23 protein-coding genes are annotated in these 17,807 nt (G+C 39.7%); 18 read left to right on the top strand and 5 right to left on the bottom strand.

Annotated elements, in window-relative coordinates; translation table 11 throughout:
- Positions 1-93: 93 nt before the first annotated feature.
- The 15 genes from BN3282_RS12130 (at position 94) to rsfS (ending at position 11,309) form a co-directional block, all read left to right on the top strand.
- The gene (locus tag BN3282_RS12130; protein WP_059069536.1) at positions 94-408 is read left to right on the top strand and encodes a hypothetical protein; all 315 of its coding nucleotides are present in this window, start codon (positions 94-96) and stop codon (positions 406-408) included.
- Positions 409-624: 216 nt separating this feature from the next.
- Positions 625-2,490 carry a TIGR03960 family B12-binding radical SAM protein gene (locus tag BN3282_RS12125; RefSeq protein WP_059069533.1) on the top strand — a complete coding sequence of 622 codons (1,866 nt, stop codon included), beginning with the start codon at positions 625-627 and terminating at the stop codon, positions 2,488-2,490.
- Positions 2,474-3,193, top strand: a complete 720-nt coding sequence (locus BN3282_RS12120) for a TIGR03936 family radical SAM-associated protein (protein WP_059069531.1) — start codon at positions 2,474-2,476, stop codon at positions 3,191-3,193. The genes BN3282_RS12125 and BN3282_RS12120 overlap by 17 nt, the downstream gene beginning before the upstream one ends.
- A 15-nt stretch (positions 3,194-3,208) precedes the next feature.
- Positions 3,209-4,438, top strand: a complete 1,230-nt coding sequence (locus BN3282_RS12115) for a ribonuclease E/G (RefSeq protein ID WP_059069529.1) — start codon at positions 3,209-3,211, stop codon at positions 4,436-4,438.
- An 83-nt stretch (positions 4,439-4,521) separates the two neighbouring features.
- Positions 4,522-5,001 (top strand): Cys-tRNA(Pro) deacylase, encoded by a 480-nt coding sequence (gene ybaK, locus BN3282_RS12110; protein WP_059069527.1) that lies wholly within the window; start codon positions 4,522-4,524, stop codon positions 4,999-5,001.
- A 108-nt stretch (positions 5,002-5,109) separates the two neighbouring features.
- Positions 5,110-6,429 (top strand): aspartate kinase, encoded by a 1,320-nt coding sequence (locus BN3282_RS12105; protein WP_059069525.1) that lies wholly within the window; start codon positions 5,110-5,112, stop codon positions 6,427-6,429.
- A 35-nt stretch (positions 6,430-6,464) separates the two neighbouring features.
- Complete coding sequence (locus BN3282_RS12100; RefSeq protein WP_059069523.1) at positions 6,465-6,878, top strand: CBS domain-containing protein; 414 nt, start codon at positions 6,465-6,467, stop codon at positions 6,876-6,878.
- Between the two features lie 174 nt (positions 6,879-7,052).
- Positions 7,053-7,361 (top strand): 50S ribosomal protein L21, encoded by a 309-nt coding sequence (gene rplU, locus BN3282_RS12095; RefSeq protein WP_059069521.1) that lies wholly within the window; start codon positions 7,053-7,055, stop codon positions 7,359-7,361.
- 12 nt (positions 7,362-7,373) lie between these two features.
- Entirely contained in the window at positions 7,374-7,706 is a 333-nt protein-coding gene (locus tag BN3282_RS12090) for a ribosomal-processing cysteine protease Prp (protein ID WP_059069519.1), read from the top strand.
- A gap of 5 nt (positions 7,707-7,711) precedes the next feature.
- Positions 7,712-7,996: a 50S ribosomal protein L27 gene (gene rpmA / locus BN3282_RS12085; RefSeq protein ID WP_059069518.1), complete on the top strand. Its 285-nt coding sequence runs from the start codon at positions 7,712-7,714 to the stop codon at positions 7,994-7,996.
- A 99-nt stretch (positions 7,997-8,095) separates the two neighbouring features.
- The gene (gene obgE, locus BN3282_RS12080; RefSeq protein ID WP_059069516.1) at positions 8,096-9,379 is read left to right on the top strand and encodes a GTPase ObgE; all 1,284 of its coding nucleotides are present in this window, start codon (positions 8,096-8,098) and stop codon (positions 9,377-9,379) included.
- A gap of 18 nt (positions 9,380-9,397) precedes the next feature.
- Positions 9,398-9,688: a ribosome assembly RNA-binding protein YhbY gene (gene yhbY, locus BN3282_RS12075; protein ID WP_059069514.1), complete on the top strand. Its 291-nt coding sequence runs from the start codon at positions 9,398-9,400 to the stop codon at positions 9,686-9,688.
- A gap of 24 nt (positions 9,689-9,712) precedes the next feature.
- Complete coding sequence (gene nadD, locus BN3282_RS12070) at positions 9,713-10,336, top strand: nicotinate-nucleotide adenylyltransferase (protein ID WP_059069512.1); 624 nt, start codon at positions 9,713-9,715, stop codon at positions 10,334-10,336.
- Positions 10,337-10,349: 13 nt separating this feature from the next.
- The gene (yqeK, locus tag BN3282_RS12065) at positions 10,350-10,931 is read left to right on the top strand and encodes a bis(5'-nucleosyl)-tetraphosphatase (symmetrical) YqeK (RefSeq protein WP_059069510.1); all 582 of its coding nucleotides are present in this window, start codon (positions 10,350-10,352) and stop codon (positions 10,929-10,931) included.
- A gap of 27 nt (positions 10,932-10,958) precedes the next feature.
- Entirely contained in the window at positions 10,959-11,309 is a 351-nt protein-coding gene (rsfS, locus tag BN3282_RS12060) for a ribosome silencing factor (RefSeq protein ID WP_059069509.1), read from the top strand.
- 46 nt (positions 11,310-11,355) lie between these two features.
- Here rsfS and lexA read toward each other — a convergent pair whose 3' ends face one another.
- Complete coding sequence (gene lexA / locus BN3282_RS12055; protein ID WP_059069507.1) at positions 11,356-11,970, bottom strand: transcriptional repressor LexA; 615 nt, start codon at positions 11,968-11,970, stop codon at positions 11,356-11,358.
- A gap of 199 nt (positions 11,971-12,169) precedes the next feature.
- Between lexA and BN3282_RS12050 the strand changes: the two genes are divergently transcribed.
- The 3 genes from BN3282_RS12050 (at position 12,170) to BN3282_RS12040 (ending at position 14,648) form a co-directional block, all read left to right on the top strand.
- Entirely contained in the window at positions 12,170-12,487 is a 318-nt protein-coding gene (locus BN3282_RS12050; protein WP_059069505.1) for a LysM peptidoglycan-binding domain-containing protein, read from the top strand.
- Between the two features lie 249 nt (positions 12,488-12,736).
- Entirely contained in the window at positions 12,737-13,813 is a 1,077-nt protein-coding gene (locus BN3282_RS12045) for a tyrosine-type recombinase/integrase (protein ID WP_059069503.1), read from the top strand.
- Positions 13,814-13,904: 91 nt separating this feature from the next.
- Positions 13,905-14,648, top strand: a complete 744-nt coding sequence (locus BN3282_RS12040) for a tRNA 2-thiocytidine biosynthesis TtcA family protein (protein WP_059069501.1) — start codon at positions 13,905-13,907, stop codon at positions 14,646-14,648.
- Positions 14,649-14,737: 89 nt separating this feature from the next.
- Here the strand turns inward: BN3282_RS12040 and BN3282_RS12035 are convergent, their stop codons facing one another.
- From BN3282_RS12035 to BN3282_RS12020, 4 genes are all read right to left on the bottom strand, one after another.
- A complete protein-coding gene (locus BN3282_RS12035; protein WP_059069499.1) occupies positions 14,738-15,385 on the bottom strand; it encodes a cytidylate kinase-like family protein in 648 nt (215 codons plus the stop codon).
- Positions 15,386-15,502: 117 nt separating this feature from the next.
- Entirely contained in the window at positions 15,503-16,417 is a 915-nt protein-coding gene (locus tag BN3282_RS12030; RefSeq protein ID WP_059069497.1) for an RluA family pseudouridine synthase, read from the bottom strand.
- A 3-nt stretch (positions 16,418-16,420) separates the two neighbouring features.
- Positions 16,421-16,963 (bottom strand): signal peptidase II, encoded by a 543-nt coding sequence (gene lspA / locus BN3282_RS12025; RefSeq protein WP_082667584.1) that lies wholly within the window; start codon positions 16,961-16,963, stop codon positions 16,421-16,423.
- Between the two features lie 29 nt (positions 16,964-16,992).
- Positions 16,993-17,790 (bottom strand): YlmH/Sll1252 family protein, encoded by a 798-nt coding sequence (locus BN3282_RS12020; protein ID WP_059069496.1) that lies wholly within the window; start codon positions 17,788-17,790, stop codon positions 16,993-16,995.
- Between the last annotated feature and the right edge of the window lie 17 nt (positions 17,791-17,807).

Here is a 17,807-nt window from a genome sequence, read left to right as displayed (position 1 = left end):
ATAGCGGGAAGTTCTAAAGATTTATAAACATACATAAATATTAGAAAGAACATCATTTGAAACAGGCAGTTATAGTCGAAAGGAGTACTGTTTATGAATGAATCTGAAAGACGGCGCCGAGAACTGCTGCGTCAGACCCGCAAGCTGTATGATGAGAATATATCTCTGCCGGCAGTTCATCCTCGATATGGGAATATTATCCATGAATTGTATGAAACGGACGAACAGGCAGAACCGAAGAACAGCTTTTTTTTTCGTGCCGCAATCGGGCTTCTCTGTTTTGTCTGTTATGTGTGTGTAGATGCAAATCAAATCAAAGTGGCAGAAGTAGGAAGTGAACAGATTGTAAACCAGATCGAGAAACAGATGGATGTAGAAGTACTGGAAGAAGTATGGAAACAATTATAAATATTTATCGGGGGCTCACAGCAGGTGCTGAATGTCTGACAGTGATTTATAGGTAAGTAGGTTTGAGCTTGAATAAAGCACGAAAGTAAAAACAGGTTTGGTTTTCTTTCGTGCTTTTTCTCGCCTCTTGAACTTCTTTTCTAAAATGTATATAATACAATAGATTAATTGTAATTTTCCGCTATTTCTTTTTATGCGGATTTTGAAAGGATAAGTATGAGAAAACTGGCTTTAAATGATGAAATATTATTAAATATCGAAAAACCGGCCCGCTATATTGGCGGAGAACTGAACGCTGTTATGAAAGAGGCGGAAAGTGTGGACATACACTTTGCGCTATGCTTCCCGGACGTGTATGAGGTTGGGATGTCCCATCTGGGGATACAGATTCTCTATGATATGTTTAATAAAAGAGAGGATGTATGGTGTGAGCGAGTGTATTCACCGTGGCTAGATCTGGATAAGATCCTGCGTGAACACGATATACCTCTTTTTGCTTTAGAATCGCAAAGCCCTGTTAAAAATTTTGATTTTTTAGGGATTACGCTTCAGTTTGAGATGTGCTATACAAATATTTTGCAGATTCTCGATCTGAGTAAGATCCCACTTCATGCTGACAATCGTACAGAAAGCGATCCGATCGTGATAGGCGGAGGTCCATGTGCCTATAATCCAGAGCCTTTGGCAGAATTTTTTGATCTGTTTTATATTGGAGAAGGGGAAACCGTATATGATGCATTGTTTGATACATATAAAAAATGCAGAAAGGAAGGAAAAAGCAGACAAGAATTTTTAGAATATGCCGCGCAGATCGAAGGAATTTATGTGCCGCAGTTTTATGAAGCCACCTATAAAGAAGACGGAACGCTTGCTTCTTTTGCGCCTGTCAATGCACATGCTCCGGCTGTCGTAAAAAAGCAGGTTCTCATGGATATGACAGGCGCTCCTTATCCGGAAGCACCGGTTGTTCCCTTTATCAAAGCAGTGCAGGACAGAGCAGTACTGGAAATTCAGAGAGGGTGTATACGTGGATGCAGATTCTGCCAAGCGGGTATGATATACCGTCCTACCAGAGAACGCGATATAGAATCTTTAAAAAAGCTGGCAAAAAAAATGTTGGAAAATACAGGGCATGAAGAAATTTCTTTGAGTTCCTTAAGCTCCAGTGACTATTCAAAATTGGAAGAACTAGTTACATTTCTGATAGATGAATTCCATGGAAGAGGAATTAATATCTCTTTGCCGTCGCTTAGGATCGACGCGTTTTCGTTGGATGTGATGGGAAAAGTGCAGGACATCCGTAAAAGCAGCCTCACATTTGCTCCGGAAGCCGGATCGCAAAGGATGCGTGACGTTATCAATAAAGGTCTGACGGAAGAAATGATATTAGAAGGCGCAGGGGAAGCATTTGAAGGCGGCTGGTCTAAAGTAAAATTATACTTTATGCTGGGGCTTCCGACAGAGACTGAGGAGGACATAAAGGAGATTGCCCGTCTATCTGATAAAGTGGCGCGCAGATATTATGAGATTCCAAAAGAAAAACGTAATGGAAAATGTCAGATCACAGCAAGTTCCTCCTTTTTTGTGCCAAAACCTTTTACTCCATTTCAGTGGGCTCCTATGCTGACAAGCAGGGAATATATGGATAGGGCAGCTATTGTAAATCAGGAATTTAAAGAACAGCTGAACCGGAAAAGTCTGCGATATAATTGGCATGACGCACAAGTAACCGTCTTAGAGGGGGTTATGGCACGCGGAGACAGGCGTATCGGAAAAGTGATAGAAGAGGCATATCGTCTGGGATGCCTGTACGATTCCTGGACAGAGTCTTTTCAAAATGATCTTTGGATGCAGGCTTTTGAAAATATGCATGTGGATATAGATTTCTATACACTCCGTGAAAGAGCGGAAGATGAATTGTTCCCTTGGGATTTTATTGATATCGGTGTGACGCGCAAATTCCTTAGAGCGGAATGGGAGCGGGCCATGAGATGTGAAGTCACTTTAAATTGTAAGTCTCGGTGTTCAGGATGCGGGGCATCTATTTTTGGAGGGGGTGTCTGCTATGAAAGTAAGAATTAAATTCAGAAAATATGGCGCTATGCGTTTTATCGGGCATCTGGATGTGATGCGTTTTTTTCAAAAAGTTATGAGAAGGGCGCAGATTCCAATCGCATTTACCGGAGGCTTTAGCCCGCACATGATCATGTCTTTTGCCAGCCCGCTGGGGATAGGACTTTCCAGCGATGGTGAATATTTTGATATAGAATTACAAGAACCGATTAATGGGGAAGAAGCAGTTCGACGTATGAATGCAGCGTGTGTAGAGGGAATCGAAGTTGTAAGTTTCAGACAGATCGCAGAAGAAAAGAAGATGACAGGAATGACGATACTCTCAGCGGCAGAGTATTTGACAACCGTTTCAAAAGGAACATTTCCGCCAGATTGGAAAGAACAGCTGAACCGGTTTTATGAACAGCCTCAGATACGAATTGTAAAACAGACAAAACGTAGTGAACAGAAAGTGGATATACGGCCTATGATCTACAAACTGTCTGTCAAAGGAGAGGCAATCTATATGCAAAACGCAGCCGGGAGTGCAGAGAATTTGAAACCTGGGCTTGTCATGGAAGCATTTTTACATTTTTTGCAGCTTCCCGCTGAAGAATTTCGCTTTTCCCATCATCGCCTGGAAATGTATGCAAATGTAGGAACAGAGGGACAGCGCAGGCTGGTGACACTGGAATCACTTGGGAAAGAAATCACGGATGTTTCTGCTCATTGATCGGGAGGCAAATTCATGTATAAAAAAAGAAAAGTACTACTGATTATAGAAGGAAAATATGTCTGGACATACTTTGTGGAAGATGGAGAAATTGCAGAGATCCATTGCTCTGCGCTTATAGAGGAAAAGCAGCAGACAGAACCTGCACTTGGAAATATCTACATAGGAAAAGTAAAAACTATCGTAGAAAACATAGGTGCTGCTTTTGTTGAAATTCAAAAAGGGGTGAACTGCTATTATGACATCAGTCAGGCTGAACACGCAATTTTTGCGCATAAACAAGGGAAAAAAACAATCAACATAGACGATGAACTTATTGTACAGATCAATAAAGAAGCGGTGAAGACAAAAGCGGCGACTGTTACGAGTAATTTGAGTTTGACAGGCAGATATGCCGTTCTGACACATGGTAATACGAGGATCGGTGTCTCAGGGAAACTGCCAAAAGATATAAAAGAGACATATAAGACACAGCTTTCCGCATTAAAAAATGATAGATTTGGATTGATCATCCGTACAAATGCTGTAACCGTACCATTTGAAACAGTTGCAGCAGAGATAGAAAGATTGCGGGAAGAATACAAAAAAATTTTGGATACGGCACAGACAAGGACTTGTTATTCTTGTCTTAGATCTGCTCCGCCTGCCTATATTACAGATTTAAAAAATGTATATACAGAAGGTCTGGAAGAAATCATCATTGATAACAAAGAATTGTATACAGATATACAAAAATATTTTCTTCAGGAACAGCCAGAGCTTCTTGCTTTGCTGAAGCTATATGACGATAAACAGCTTTCTCTTGCAAACTTATATAGTACGCAAAGTGTACTGGAAAAAGTGAGTAAAGAGCGTGTGTGGCTGAAGAATGGAGGATATCTGGTCATCCAGCCTACAGAAGCTTTGACAGTGATCGATGTAAACACAGGAAAATATACAGCTAAGAAGAAACGTAAGGATGCGGGGTTTCAAGTCAACATGGAAGCGGCAAAAGAGGCGGCTCGCCAAATCCGCCTGCGAAATCTTTCCGGAATTATCATCATAGATTTTATAAACATGGAAACGGAAGATGAAAAAAAGACTTTGGTTAAAGAACTGCGCTGTTATCTGGAAAAGGATCCGATACAGACCACGTTTGTAGATGTCACGCCACTTCAGCTGGTGGAGATCACACGAAAAAAAGTGCGTAAACCACTCCATGAATTGCTTTCTTCTATAGATTGTATACAATTATACAATAATTAATACGAGAATATTATGCCTTACCTGTGTAATAATATTGCGAAAATTAAACTGTATTTTTGTATACAATTTAAAATGGAGGAGAAATGAGTAAAAAAGAATTAAAAACAAATGCAATGCGTATTTTAGACAGAAAGAAGATACAATATACCTTCCAGACATATGCGTGTGATGTCTTTGTTGATGGAGTCACAGCAGCAGATACGGCAGGTCTTCCGCATGAACAGGTATATAAGACCCTTGTAACGGTTGGGAAAAGCGGCGAATACTATGTATTTGTTATTCCGGTCGCGGCAGAATTAGATCTGAAAAAAGCTGCCCGCAGTGTCAAAGAAAAATCTATAGAAATGCTTCCCGTAAAAGAATTAAATAAGATAACAGGATATATACGCGGGGGATGCACGGCAATCGGTATGAAAAAGAAATATACAACACTGATCGACCGTACCGCCTGTATTTTGGACTGCTTATATGTAAGCGGGGGCAAGCCGGGCATGCAGTTAAAATTGCGTCCGGATGATCTTAAGAATGTGACAGACGCCCAATATGCGGATGTCATAAAATAAAGATTTACAAGTTTTTAAAGAAGCGGTATAATATGGTACTAGAATGCGGAGAATACAGGATTTTCCCACTGAATTATAGAGAAAAACCGTTTGGAGGAAATTAAAAAAATGAAGAAAGTAGTAAAATTCGGAGGAAGCTCTCTTGCAAGCGCTGAACAATTTAAGAAAGTAGGAGAGATCATCCGCCAGGATCCGGCAAGACGGTATGTAGTTCCATCAGCTCCCGGAAAACGCTTTGCTGGAGATACAAAAGTCACTGATATGCTGTATAACTGTTATGAAGCAGCAGAAAAAGATGAGGAATTTATAAATTTACTCGAACAGATTCATGCACGCTATCAAGAGATTATAGATGGATTAAATCTAGATCTTTCATTAGATGAGGAATTCGGAATCATAGAGGAAAACTTTGAAAAGAAGGCGGGAAGAGATTATGCCGCCTCACGCGGAGAATATTTAAATGGGATCATTATGGCTGCTTATCTGGATTTTGATTTTATCGATGCAGCGGAAGTCATCCGTTTTAACGAAGATGGGACTTTTAATGACGAAAAGACAAACCGTTTATTGTCTGACCGTCTGTTAAATGTAGAAAATGCAGTTATTCCTGGTTTTTACGGTGCAAAAGAGGACAGTACGGTCGTGACGTTTTCCAGAGGCGGTTCTGACGTGAGCGGTTCGCTGGTGGCTTTGGCTGTGACAGCTGATCTATATGAAAACTGGACAGATGTATCCGGCTTTTTGATCGCAGATCCAAGGATTGTCAAAAATCCAAAATCCATTGAGACAATCACCTACAAAGAACTTAGGGAGCTTTCCTATATGGGCGCCAGTGTTTTGCACGAGGATGCGATTTTCCCTGTGAGAAAAGCGGGAATCCCGATTAATATCCGTAATACCAATGCACCCCAGGATAAGGGAACACTTATTGTAGAAGGAACTTGCAGACAACCTAAATATACGATTACAGGTATTGCAGGGACAGATGGGTTTGTTTCGATCACGATTGAAAAGGCAATGATGAATTCAGAAATCGGATTTTGCCGCAAGGTACTACAGGTATTCGAAGAAAATGAAATTTCAATCGAACACATGCCGTCAGGGATCGATACGATGACGATCTTTGTCCATAAAAATGAGTTTGAGGAGAAAGAACAGCAGATATTGGCCGGGATTCATAAAGCGGTAGATCCGGATCATATCGAATTGGAATCCGATCTTGCTCTGATTGCTGTCGTAGGACGAGGCATGAGATCGACCCGCGGGACAGCGGGCAGAATTTTCTCTGCCTTGGCTCACGCGCATATCAATGTAAAAATGATCGACCAAGGCTCCAGTGAGCTGAATATTATTGTCGGCGTCAGACATGATGAGTTTAAAAATGCGATCCGTGCATTGTATGAAATTTTTGTTCTGACACAGATTTAGGATACAGAATAGGAAAGAAAAAGGCGGAAAGACAAATGAACATTTTGTTCTTTTTAAAACCCAAAAGTGAAGTGGCATACATTTATGATCACAGTACGCTACGTCAGGCACTGGAAACAATGGAATATCATAAGTATGCCTCTATCCCTATGCTGAATAAAGCAGGCGAATACGTAGGCACGATCACAGAAGGGGATATCCTTTGGGGAATCAAGGACTATACAAATTTAAATCTGAAGGAAGCAGAATCTATTTTTATTCAGGACTTCCCGCGAAAAGCAGATTATGATGTCGTCTCTGCAGATTCCAATATGGAGGATCTTGTGAAAAGGGCGATGAATCAAAACTATGTGCCTGTTGTGGATGATCAGAAGAAGTTTATTGGCATCATTACGCGTAGGAGCATCATCGAATACTGCTATGAACGTCTAGGGGACTGCGACAAATAAATTTTTACATAGAATGAATTCATTGCTATATTTTCTAAAAAAGTTGTCAATATCTATTGACGAAACAAAAAGCGATATGCTATACTACAACAGTATGCCGCACAATGAGGTTTATAAAGTTCTGTTTTAGGACAGACACCGTAATTGGCGAGTAATGATAATAGGAGGTGCCATATGTACGCAATTATAGCAACAGGTGGTAAACAGTACAAAGTAGCTGAGGGCGATATCATTAAAGTAGAAAAACTTGGTGTAGAAGCTGGCGAAACTTATACATTCGATCAGGTACTTGCAGTAAACAATGACAAAATGGTTGTTGGAAATCCGACAGTTGCAGGTGCAACAGTAACAGCTTCTGTAGTTGGAAATGGAAAAGCAAAAAAAGTAGTTGTTTACAAGTATAAAAGAAAAACTGGATACCATAAGAAAAATGGTCATAGACAGCAGTATACGGCTGTTAAGATTGAAAAAATAAACGCTTAATCAGGTGTTTTGATGATCCAGATTACAGTATACAAAAATAAGAAGCATGAATATGTGGGGTTTGATACAGAAGGACACGCAGATTTTAGTGAAAGCGGACAGGATATTGTCTGTGCTGCAGTGTCAGCGCTAGTCATTAATCTGGTAAATTCAATTGAAAGGCTGACTTCTGACAGAACGTGTTTTGTGTCAGATGAAAAAGAAGGAAAAATTGAATTTCGTTTTTTAGATGTTCCCTCACATGACGCACAGCTTTTGCTGGACTCGATGATTCTCGGCATAGAAGAGATAGAGGACAGCGATGAGTATCATTCATATATTGACATAATTTTCAAGGAGGTGTAAATACTATGATGAAAATGAACCTTCAGTTTTTTGCTCATAAAAAAGGAGTTGGTTCTTCCAAGAACGGACGTGATTCCGAGTCAAAAAGATTAGGAGCGAAGAGAGCAGACGGACAGTTTGTAAAAGCTGGAAATATCCTTTACAGACAGCGCGGAACAAGAATCCACCCAGGTGTGAATGTGGGACGCGGCGGCGACGATACTTTATTTGCATTAGTAGACGGTGTCGTAAGATATGAAAGAAAAGGAAGAGATAAGAAACAGGTTTCTATCTATCCAGTGGCTGAATAATAGTATAGCAGTGAAGCCTCAGACTTTCGGTCTGGGGCTTTTGTGATATTTTTTAGACAGAGGAAACTAACGAAAAACAGCGATAAAAAAGGAGTATATATGTTTGCAGACAGAGCAAAAATATTTATCAGATCCGGAAACGGCGGCAATGGTCACTGCAGTTTCAGAAGAGAGTTATATGTTCCAAATGGAGGCCCAGACGGCGGTGACGGCGGTGACGGCGGTGATTTGATTTTTGAGATAGATAAAGGTCTGAACACATTGGTAGACTTTAGACATAAAAGGAAATATGCAGCTGGGGATGGAGAAGAAGGCGGAAAAAGAAAATGTCACGGAAAAAATGGAAAAGATCTGATCCTGTATGTTCCGGAAGGGACTGTTATCAAAGAGGCAAAGACTGGAAAAGTCATAGCCGATATGTCCGGCGATAATAAGAGACAGATCGTGTTGAAAGGCGGAAAAGGCGGATTGGGAAATCAACATTTTGCCACGGCAACCATGCAAGTTCCCAAATATGCCCAACCGGGGCAGCCTGCCATGGAATTGGAAGTTCTGTTAGAATTGAAAGTGATCGCCGATGTAGGATTGGTTGGCTTTCCCAATGTTGGAAAATCTACGCTGCTTTCTCGTGTTACAAATGCAGAACCTAAAATTGCCAACTATCATTTTACGACTTTGAATCCGAACTTAGGAGTCGTGGATCTAGAAGGAGCAAAAGGGTTTGTGATGGCGGATATTCCCGGACTGATAGAAGGAGCCTCAGAAGGAGTGGGATTAGGGCACCAATTCCTGCGTCATATCGAACGGACAAAATTAATCATACATGTTGTAGATGCTGCCGGTACTGAAGGGCGTGATCCAGTAGAAGATATTTATAAGATCAATGCAGAATTAAAAGCATATAATCCCGATATTGCAATGCGTCCGCAGGTGATTGCTGCAAATAAGACCGATTTGATCTATGATATTGAAGAAAGTCCGATTGAACGTCTGAAAAAACAATTTGAACCGAAGGGAATCCCGGTATTTCCTATCTCCGGAGTTTCTGGGCAGGGTATTTCAGATCTGCTCTACTATGTAAGTAAGCAGCTGGAATCTATGGACAGTACCCCCATTATATTTGCGCAAGAATATTTCCCAGAGGATGAACTGATTTATGAAGATCTCCCCTATACAGTAGAAAAGGAAGACGGCATGTATGTAGTGGAAGGGCCTAAGATTGAAAAAATGCTCGGATATACGAATTTAGATTCTGAAAAAGGCTTTGCATTTTTTCAAAAATTTTTAAAGGATACGGGCATTTTGGAAGAACTTGAACAGGCAGGTATACAAGAGGGCGACACGGTAAAAATGTATGGCCTGCAATTTGATTATTATAAGTAGAACACAGGAGAAGAAAAAATGACGACAAAACAAAGAGCCTATCTTAAAAGTCTTGCAATGACAATGGAGCCCGTGTTTCAGATTGGAAAGGCCAGTATGACCCCAGGGCTCACGCAGGCGGTTGCTGAGGCTTTGGAGGCAAGAGAACTGATAAAATTAAGTGTATTGCAAAATTGTGGGGATGACCCTAAAGAACTGGCACAGATACTGGCAGAGCGTACACATGCGCAGGTTGTACAGGTGATCGGAAAGAAAATCGTTCTGTATAAAGAAGGGAAAGAGAATAAGAAAAGAATCATTTTGCCATAAGCAAGAATAAGAAAAGGTGAAAATATGAAAATAGGAATAATGGGAGGAACCTTTGACCCTATCCATATAGGGCATCTTTTGCTTGGAGAATTTGCCTATGAAGATTTTGGATTAGATGAGATCTGGTTTATGCCAAATGGAAATCCACCTCATAAGGATACGACTGTGCACAAGGATAAAGCAGACGATGAAAAAGCCCTGCGGCAGCGAGTAGAAATGGTACGCCGTGCTATCTGCGGTGTACCGCATTTTAAATTATGTCTGCACGAAGCATCTGCCGTAAAACATTCTTATACGTATCAGACTATGCGGGAATTGAACATAGAATATCCGGAAGATAGCTTTTATTTTATTTTAGGGGCAGATTCTCTTTTTGCCATAGAACAATGGAGATATTTTAAAGAAATCTTTCCTACGTGTACGATCCTGGCAGCAATGCGCGATGATAAGGATGTAAAGGATATGGAACAGCAGATTGCGTATCTTTCTGAAAAGTATGGCGCAAGGATCGAGCTTTTGCGAGCTCCTCTTTTAGAAATTTCTTCTACGACGATACGTGAGAGAGCTGCAAAGAACTTAAGCATCCACTATATGGTGCCGGATCCTGTAGTAGAGTACATTGGTCAGAATCAGCTATACAGAGAATAAGGCAGGAAACAAAATGAAAGAGGAATATCAGACTATACAAAACCGTCTAAAAAATCAATTAAAGAAAGAACGTTATGAACATACGGTAGGAGTGATGTATACCGCCGCTTCTTTAGCCATGTGTCATGATGCAGATATACATCAGGCAATGCTTGCAGGACTTTTGCATGACTGTGCTAAATATGGCTCTTTAGACGAACAGATAAAGCGCTGCCATGAGAAACATATCGTGCTTTCCGAGGCAGAAATACAGATGCCTTCCTTGGCACATGCAAAACTAGGCGCCTATCTGGCAAAACATGAGTATGGGATAACAGATGGGGCAGTTTTATCTGCAATTCGTTATCATACAACCGGGCAGCCAGGCATGTCGCTTTTAGAAAAAATCATCTATATTGCAGATTATATTGAGCCAGGCAGAAAAGAAATACCGGGCTTGTCAAAAATTAGAAGAGCGGCATTTACCGATCTTGATAGGGCAGTAGCATTGGCGGCTAAAGGAACGATCAAATATTTGAAGATGGCAGGAAAACCTATCGATAAGCTGACGATAAAAACCTATGAATATTACAACGATGAAAAAATATTTACATAAAATAAATAGGAGGCAGAAGAACAAACTATGGAATATGGAAAAGAAATGGCGCGTCTTGCGTGGCAGGCGCTGGATGAAAAAAAAGGCGAAGATATACAGATCATCGATATTCGAGAAATCTCTATTATGGCAGACTATTTTTTGATCGCTACCGGAAGCAGTGACAATCAGGTACGTGCCCTTGTTGAAAATGTAGAGGAAACCCTTTACAAAGCAGGCTATTCGGTGAAACAGAGGGAAGGATATCAGGCAGGAAACTGGGTGCTGTTGGATTTCGGTGATATCATTGTTCATATTTTTGATAAAGAAAACCGTCTTTTCTATAATCTGGAAAGAATATGGCGTGACGGAAAAATAATAAACGCGGAAGAATTATAAAGCTCTTCCGCGTTTATTATTTTATAGCTGCTTATGCAGAATATATTTAGAAAAAACGGAATACACCGATTACTTTTCCTAATATCATTAATTCTTTGACAATAATAGGATCCATCGTATCATTTTCCGGTTGAAGACGAAATACGCCTTCTTCCTTATAAAATGTCTTTACAGTCGCACCATCCTCGATCAGTGCAACGACCATATCGCCGTTGGAAGCAGTATGTGCTTCTTCAACTAGAACCATATCACCATCTAAAATTCCGGCATTGATCATACTTTCCCCTTTTACTTTAAGCAGAAAAGTTTGCTTGTTCGGCATGATCTCCGCGGGAATCGGAAAATAATTTTCAATATTTTCCTGGGCAAGAATGGGCTCTCCCGCAGCAACCTGTCCTATAATAGGAACATTGACCAACTCACGACGGGTCAGATTGAAAGTGTCGTCTAAAATCTCAATGGCTCTTGGCTTTGTGGGATCACGTCGGATATATCCATTTTTCTCCAAAGTCTCCAGATGGGAGTGTACAGATGAGGTGGATTTCAGATGGACTGCCTCGCATATTTCCCGGACAGCAGGCGGAAAACCGCGCTCTAATATCTGCGCTTTGATATATTCTAAAATTTCTAACTGCTTTTTACTGATTTTCCCCTGTGACATGAAATTCCTCCTCATAAATCAATCTAATCTTTTTAATATAATAGCATAGCTTAAATAAAAAAGCAAACACTTGTTGCGAAAATATGTTCGATTTTTTTAAGAATATTATTGACAAACATCTGTTCGCATACTATAATAAAAATACACAACAGAACAGTTGTTCGCATATTTGATCATGTATTACGGGGGGATAAATTGTATGAACAGACAAGTAAGAAATTATGTATTAGTAGGAGTGATGCTGATTGTAGCAAGCTGTTTATTGTTCAATACCTTTTTTGTTTCTGCACACGGAAACCAGATAGAAGAACCTGTGGAATACACATATTATAAAAGTATTGTTATTGAACAAGGCGATACACTTTGGGATATCGCTGAGGAAAATATGACTTCAGACTGTCATTCTGTTGAAGAATATATAGATCTGTTAAAAGAATTGAATTCCTTAACTTCAGATGAAATTCATGCAGGTGAGAATTTGATGATCGCCTATAACGATACAACCTTTGTCCAATAGAGGTAATTTTATTTACGATATCAATATACATCCCTATGTATTGATATATAAAACTCACCCTGCGGCAGTCAGAAAGGATTCTGACTGCCGCATTTACGCAGATAGACCTTGAATTCCTATGTACTCGTGAAAAAGATGAGAATATAAATAATATATATCTATACGACAAATACTGATTTTTCAAATAGATATAGACATTAAAACCAATACATGGTATGATACATACTATATTAAAAGGAGGTTCATAATGTGGAAGAAAAAAATCTAAAAAAAAGAAAAACATATCATGAACAGAATTATATAGATAATACACTAAAACTGCGTGAAATATTAAAAACGCTTCCGCCTTTTGCAAAAGATTATTTTCGCGCAGTGGAACCGACAACATCGGCAAGAACGAGAATTTCGTATGCTTATGACATACGAGTATTTTTTCACTTCTTGATAGAAAATAATCCCCTCTATAAAAATTACACAGCAGATATGTTTATAGTACAGGATCTTGAAAAATTAAAACCGGTTGATATAGAGGAATATCAGGAATATTTAAAAGTATATCAAAATGACTCGGATAAACAGATCACGAATACAGAAAAGGGTCTTGCCCGGAAAATGTCTGCTTTGCGCAGTTTTTATGGATATTATTTCAAACACCAGATTATTTCGAATAATCCTACGCTGCTTGTGGATATGCCAAAGTTGCATGAAAAGGCGATCATCCGTTTGGATACGGATGAGGTTGCCTCACTGCTGGATTATATCGAGCATGGCGGGGATGAATTGACAGGACAAAAAAAGGTCTATTATGAAAAAAATAAAAATCGTGATTTGGCTATTATTACACTTCTGCTTGGCACAGGTATTCGTGTTTCAGAATGCGTAGGATTGGACCTGCAAGATGTAGATTTTAAAAACAATGGAATAAAAGTTACTCGAAAAGGCGGAAATGAAATGGTTGTTTATTTTGGTACAGAAGTCGAACAGGCATTAAAGATGTATCTTTATACAACAAGAAAAGCGGTCACGCCCCTCTCCGGCCACGAGAACGCTTTGTTCCTTTCTACACAAAGGCGCAGGATCGGTGTACAGGCAGTCGAAAATCTAGTGAAAAAATATGCCCGCCAAGTAACGCCGAACAAAAAGATTACGCCACATAAACTACGCAGTACGTATGGGACATCCCTTTATAAAGAGACCGGCGATATTTATCTTGTAGCAGATGTGCTTGGACACAAAGATGTCAATACAACGAAGAAACATTATGCCGCAATCGATGAGGAACGCAGAAAACAGGCGGCGGGCGCTGTAAAATTGCGGGAGCTCTAAGATATTTTTTCTTGTATTTCTTCTATATTCTCAGTATAATATAAAAATGACGGTACAAGACAGGATAAGGCAAAGAAAGGATAAAAGTACTATGCAGCTGCAGAGATTATTAAGTTTTACAAGAAAAGCGGTGGATGAATATGGTCTGATACAAGAAGGGGATCATATTGCTGTGGGTATCTCCGGGGGAAAGGACAGCCTGACACTTTTATACGCACTTCATGGACTGAAGCGATTTTATCCGAAAAAATTTGAATTAAGCGCGGTTTCAGTAGATCTGGGGTTTAAAGACTTTGATTTAAGTCCCGTTCGGGTACTCTGCAATGAGATGCAGATTCCGTATAAGATCGTCAGCTCTGATATTTATCATATACTGTTTGACATAAGAAAGGAATCTAACCCCTGCTCTCTCTGTGCCAAAATGAGGAAGGGAGCCTTAAATCAGGCTGTTAAAGAAATGGGATGCAATAAAGTTGCCTATGCACATCACAAGGATGATATAGTAGAAACAATGCTGCTCTCTCTCATATTTGAAGGCAGATTTTATTCCTTTTCACCCAAAACCTATCTGGATCGAATGGATCTGACAGTCATCCGTCCGATTTTGTTTGTGGAAGAAAAAGATGTCATCGGCTTTAAAAATAAATATCATCTTCCAGTAGTAAAAAGTAAATGTCCGGTGGATGGTTATACAAAAAGACAGTATGCCAAAGAGCTTTTACACAATCTTGAAAAGGAACATCCGGGTGCTAAAGAAAGAATGTTCCATGCAATTCTAAATGGAAATATAAAAGGCTGGCCTGAGCGTATACTTCTGAATCAAAGGAAGTCTTAAAGACGAAGTATTATATAGAAGGCATAGGAAACCGGCCGGTTTCCTATGCCTTCTACACTTATATATAAGAAAAAAGCAAATCTATTTTATCATACTTTACGTTCTGCTGTTGGGATTGACTCCTTCAACGCAATATATTGTTCGAGCACTTTTGCTGTTCCCTCTATTCCAAGTTCCGAACTGTTTAGGCAGAGCTCATAACTGTCTGCATTGGACCATTTTTTATTTGTGTAATAATTATAATAGCTTGCACGCTTTTTATCCGTCTTTATGATCATTTCTTTCGCTTTTGCATCTGTCAGATCATAGATACGTGCAATCCGCCGTATCCGCGCGTCCATATCGGCGTGGATAAATACGCTTACGACATTCTTATAAGATTCCAACGCATAATCCGCACATCTGCCTACCAGAATACATGGCCCCTCATCTGCGATCTTCTTGATTGCATCAAACTGTGCTAAAAAAACTTTGTGATTGATCGGCATGTCGGTGTACGTATTGCCGGAATAACCCATGGAATATGTATCCATCACAAGAGAATATAAAAAACTATTTGTAGGTCTTTCATCATGTGTCTCAAAAATTTCTTCGCAGATACCGCTCTCCTTTGCGGCACGTGCCAACATCTCTTTATCATAAAGTTTGATTCCGAAATAATCAGCAACTTTATAGCCAATCTCTCTTCCGGCACTTCCATATTCACGTCCTATGGTAATAATCGTGTTTGTCTTCATACCAGTCATCTCCTTTACCGAACAATGCCGTATTAGCCAGACGGCAAAACAACATGTTTCTATATGACTTATTATAACGAAAAATATCCTGTATGACAACGAAAACTTATATTGTTTTCATCTGCTGCGCAGACGTTCTAATACTACTGTAAAATATTCCGGAAGTGGCGCGTCAAATTCCATGTATTCACCAGTGGAAGGATGTATAATACCAAGCAGTCTTGCATGGAGTGTCTGTCCTTGTAAATGAAAAGGACATTTTGCAGGACCATAGACTGCGTCTCCTAAAATAGGATGTCCTATACTGGACATATGGACACGTATCTGATGTGTACGCCCTGTTTCCAGTTCACATTCAATATAAGTAAATTGTCCGAAACGTTCTAATACACGATAGTGTGTGACAGCTTCCCGACCATTTGAGGCGTGAGTACTCATTTTTTTTCTGTCTGTCGGATGCCTGCCGATCGGCGCTCGGACTGTGCCGGTGTCTTCTCTTATATTTCCGTGTACGACAGCAACATATTTTCTTGTGATCGTGTGTTCCTTCAATTGCTCCGCCAGTATTTGATGTGCCCTGTCATTCTTGCAGATCAAAAGCGAGCCAGTTGTATCCATATCAATGCGATGTACAATACCCGGACGGGCTACTCCGTTAATGCCGGACAAATGCTCTTTGCAGTGGTACAAAACAGCATTGACCAGAGTATGGCTGTAATGTCCCGGAGCAGGATGTACGACCATCTGTTTAGGTTTATTGATAACAAGAATATCTTCATCCTCATATAAGATGTCCAGTGGGATATTTTCCGGCAAAATCTCCGGACTTTCTATTTCAGGAAAATGTACTTCTATCTCATCCTGAAAACTCAATTTATAATTTGACTTTACACATTTTTTGTTTACTGTGATATTTCCGTTCTTTAATAATTTCTGTAAATAAGAACGAGAAATATCTGGAATTTGTTCAGAAAGAAATTTATCGATCCGTATTTTTTCGTCTGTATCTGATTTTAAAAAAAGATCTTTCATACTTTATTTAGTCCTATCACACTTTTTTCTCCGTATACAAAGGCTTAGATCATGCAGTTCTTCATCTTTGTAGAAAAACAGGATCAGTATAACAAAAAGGAGACCGGCTGCTACTACGTAGCAGTCAGCTACATTAAAAATAGGAAAATCGATCCATTCAAAATACAAAAAATCAATCACATAATTTAAACAGATTCTATCTATCATATTTCCAACAGCTCCTGCACAGAGAAAGACAAAACAGATACGCAAAGGAATATATCTTTGCCTGTGAGGAAGACGTACATACATAAAAGAGACCACGAGCACAATGCATACTGCGCCTGCGACGAAAAGCAGCTGTTTATCCTGAAAGATCCCGAACGCAGCGCCTCTGTTTTCCAGATAATGCAGTTGGAATACACCATCGATCAAAGTAAATGGTTCCTTATTTTTTAGATGTGTAACGGCAAGCTGTTTTGTATACTGATCCAAAAAGAGCAAAGCCGTGAACCCGACACATGCCAGTATGATACTTTTCAAGTCTGTAGTTTTTTCTTTTTCCATATTTGCCTCCATGGATCTCCTATATTTGGTTATATATATTTATGGATTACTACATAAATCCTATTTTTCCTAGTTTTAGAAAGTTCTCCTGCGTATAAAAATTTTCCCATCCCTCTGACTGAAACAATATCTCCTTCATTGAGCTGATATCCGTTGCTTGTGACGAGTCTTCCGTTTACAAACACTTTCGCATCCTCGATCAGTGTACGCAGACGTGTACGAGAGGAGGAAAACGCAAGAGATAACAGGCTGTCCAACCGTACAGAAGCTACCGTTCCCTTGATTTCATCATACTTAGGTACATAAGAAAATTCTTGTTCTGCTTTTTCCTGCACATGAACGGCAGTATGTTTGACTCTTGTTAATTCTTCTTCCAAAAATGTTTTCATGCTTTCGTGTATAAAGAGGACTGCGCTCCCATCCTCAATAAGGATATCGCCAATCTTAGAACGTTCGATGCCAAGATTCAAGATTGCCCCCAGATAATCTCTGTGCGTCAAAACTTCAGCATATTTCTGATGAAGCGGGGTTACTGAAAGAACATAAAAAGGAAACGGGAGTTGATTGCGTACTTCTGGATCCTTCCAACGCAAATAAAGAGCATCAGGGAGAAATGCCGCCATCTGACGCTCTGCTGCATCATAGCCGCCAAAGACAATATACTTTGTATATAATTCCTCCTTGGACAGGCTATGCAGTATATGTATTTCATTTAGATTTAAAAAATTTGAATACGTTATAAACTCTCTCTGATAAGCGAGTCTGGAAAGTTCAATAAGCCTTTTCTTTAAAAGCTGTTCTTCCTTATGCTGATTGTCGTTTTGCATCTTTTCTTCATTTACGC

This window comes from Mediterraneibacter massiliensis (assembly GCF_001487105.1).
Taxonomy (GTDB): domain Bacteria; phylum Bacillota; class Clostridia; order Lachnospirales; family Lachnospiraceae; genus Mediterraneibacter; species Mediterraneibacter massiliensis.
Note: the sequence above shows the minus strand (reverse complement) of the source record. Positions and strands in the feature narration are given on the sequence as shown.

Excerpts from the sequence above, each read along its gene's own strand:
- BN3282_RS12130 (WP_059069536.1), top strand. The coding sequence starts at position 94 with ATGAATGAATCTGAAAGACGGCGCCGAGAACTGCTGCGTCAGACCCGC.
- BN3282_RS12125 (WP_059069533.1), top strand. The coding sequence starts at position 625 with ATGAGAAAACTGGCTTTAAATGATGAAATATTATTAAATATCGAAAAA.
- BN3282_RS12120 (WP_059069531.1), top strand. The coding sequence starts at position 2,474 with ATGAAAGTAAGAATTAAATTCAGAAAATATGGCGCTATGCGTTTTATC.
- BN3282_RS12115 (WP_059069529.1), top strand. The coding sequence starts at position 3,209 with ATGTATAAAAAAAGAAAAGTACTACTGATTATAGAAGGAAAATATGTC.
- ybaK (WP_059069527.1), top strand. The coding sequence starts at position 4,522 with ATGAGTAAAAAAGAATTAAAAACAAATGCAATGCGTATTTTAGACAGA.
- BN3282_RS12105 (WP_059069525.1), top strand. The coding sequence starts at position 5,110 with ATGAAGAAAGTAGTAAAATTCGGAGGAAGCTCTCTTGCAAGCGCTGAA.
- BN3282_RS12100 (WP_059069523.1), top strand. The coding sequence starts at position 6,465 with ATGAACATTTTGTTCTTTTTAAAACCCAAAAGTGAAGTGGCATACATT.
- rplU (WP_059069521.1), top strand. The coding sequence starts at position 7,053 with ATGTACGCAATTATAGCAACAGGTGGTAAACAGTACAAAGTAGCTGAG.
- BN3282_RS12090 (WP_059069519.1), top strand. The coding sequence starts at position 7,374 with ATGATCCAGATTACAGTATACAAAAATAAGAAGCATGAATATGTGGGG.
- rpmA (WP_059069518.1), top strand. The coding sequence starts at position 7,712 with ATGATGAAAATGAACCTTCAGTTTTTTGCTCATAAAAAAGGAGTTGGT.
- obgE (WP_059069516.1), top strand. The coding sequence starts at position 8,096 with ATGTTTGCAGACAGAGCAAAAATATTTATCAGATCCGGAAACGGCGGC.
- yhbY (WP_059069514.1), top strand. The coding sequence starts at position 9,398 with ATGACGACAAAACAAAGAGCCTATCTTAAAAGTCTTGCAATGACAATG.
- nadD (WP_059069512.1), top strand. The coding sequence starts at position 9,713 with ATGAAAATAGGAATAATGGGAGGAACCTTTGACCCTATCCATATAGGG.
- yqeK (WP_059069510.1), top strand. The coding sequence starts at position 10,350 with ATGAAAGAGGAATATCAGACTATACAAAACCGTCTAAAAAATCAATTA.
- rsfS (WP_059069509.1), top strand. The coding sequence starts at position 10,959 with ATGGAATATGGAAAAGAAATGGCGCGTCTTGCGTGGCAGGCGCTGGAT.
- lexA (WP_059069507.1), bottom strand. The coding sequence starts at position 11,970 with ATGTCACAGGGGAAAATCAGTAAAAAGCAGTTAGAAATTTTAGAATAT.
- BN3282_RS12050 (WP_059069505.1), top strand. The coding sequence starts at position 12,170 with ATGAACAGACAAGTAAGAAATTATGTATTAGTAGGAGTGATGCTGATT.
- BN3282_RS12040 (WP_059069501.1), top strand. The coding sequence starts at position 13,905 with ATGCAGCTGCAGAGATTATTAAGTTTTACAAGAAAAGCGGTGGATGAA.
- BN3282_RS12035 (WP_059069499.1), bottom strand. The coding sequence starts at position 15,385 with ATGAAGACAAACACGATTATTACCATAGGACGTGAATATGGAAGTGCC.
- BN3282_RS12030 (WP_059069497.1), bottom strand. The coding sequence starts at position 16,417 with ATGAAAGATCTTTTTTTAAAATCAGATACAGACGAAAAAATACGGATC.
- lspA (WP_082667584.1), bottom strand. The coding sequence starts at position 16,963 with ATGGAAAAAGAAAAAACTACAGACTTGAAAAGTATCATACTGGCATGT.
- BN3282_RS12020 (WP_059069496.1), bottom strand. The coding sequence starts at position 17,790 with ATGCAAAACGACAATCAGCATAAGGAAGAACAGCTTTTAAAGAAAAGG.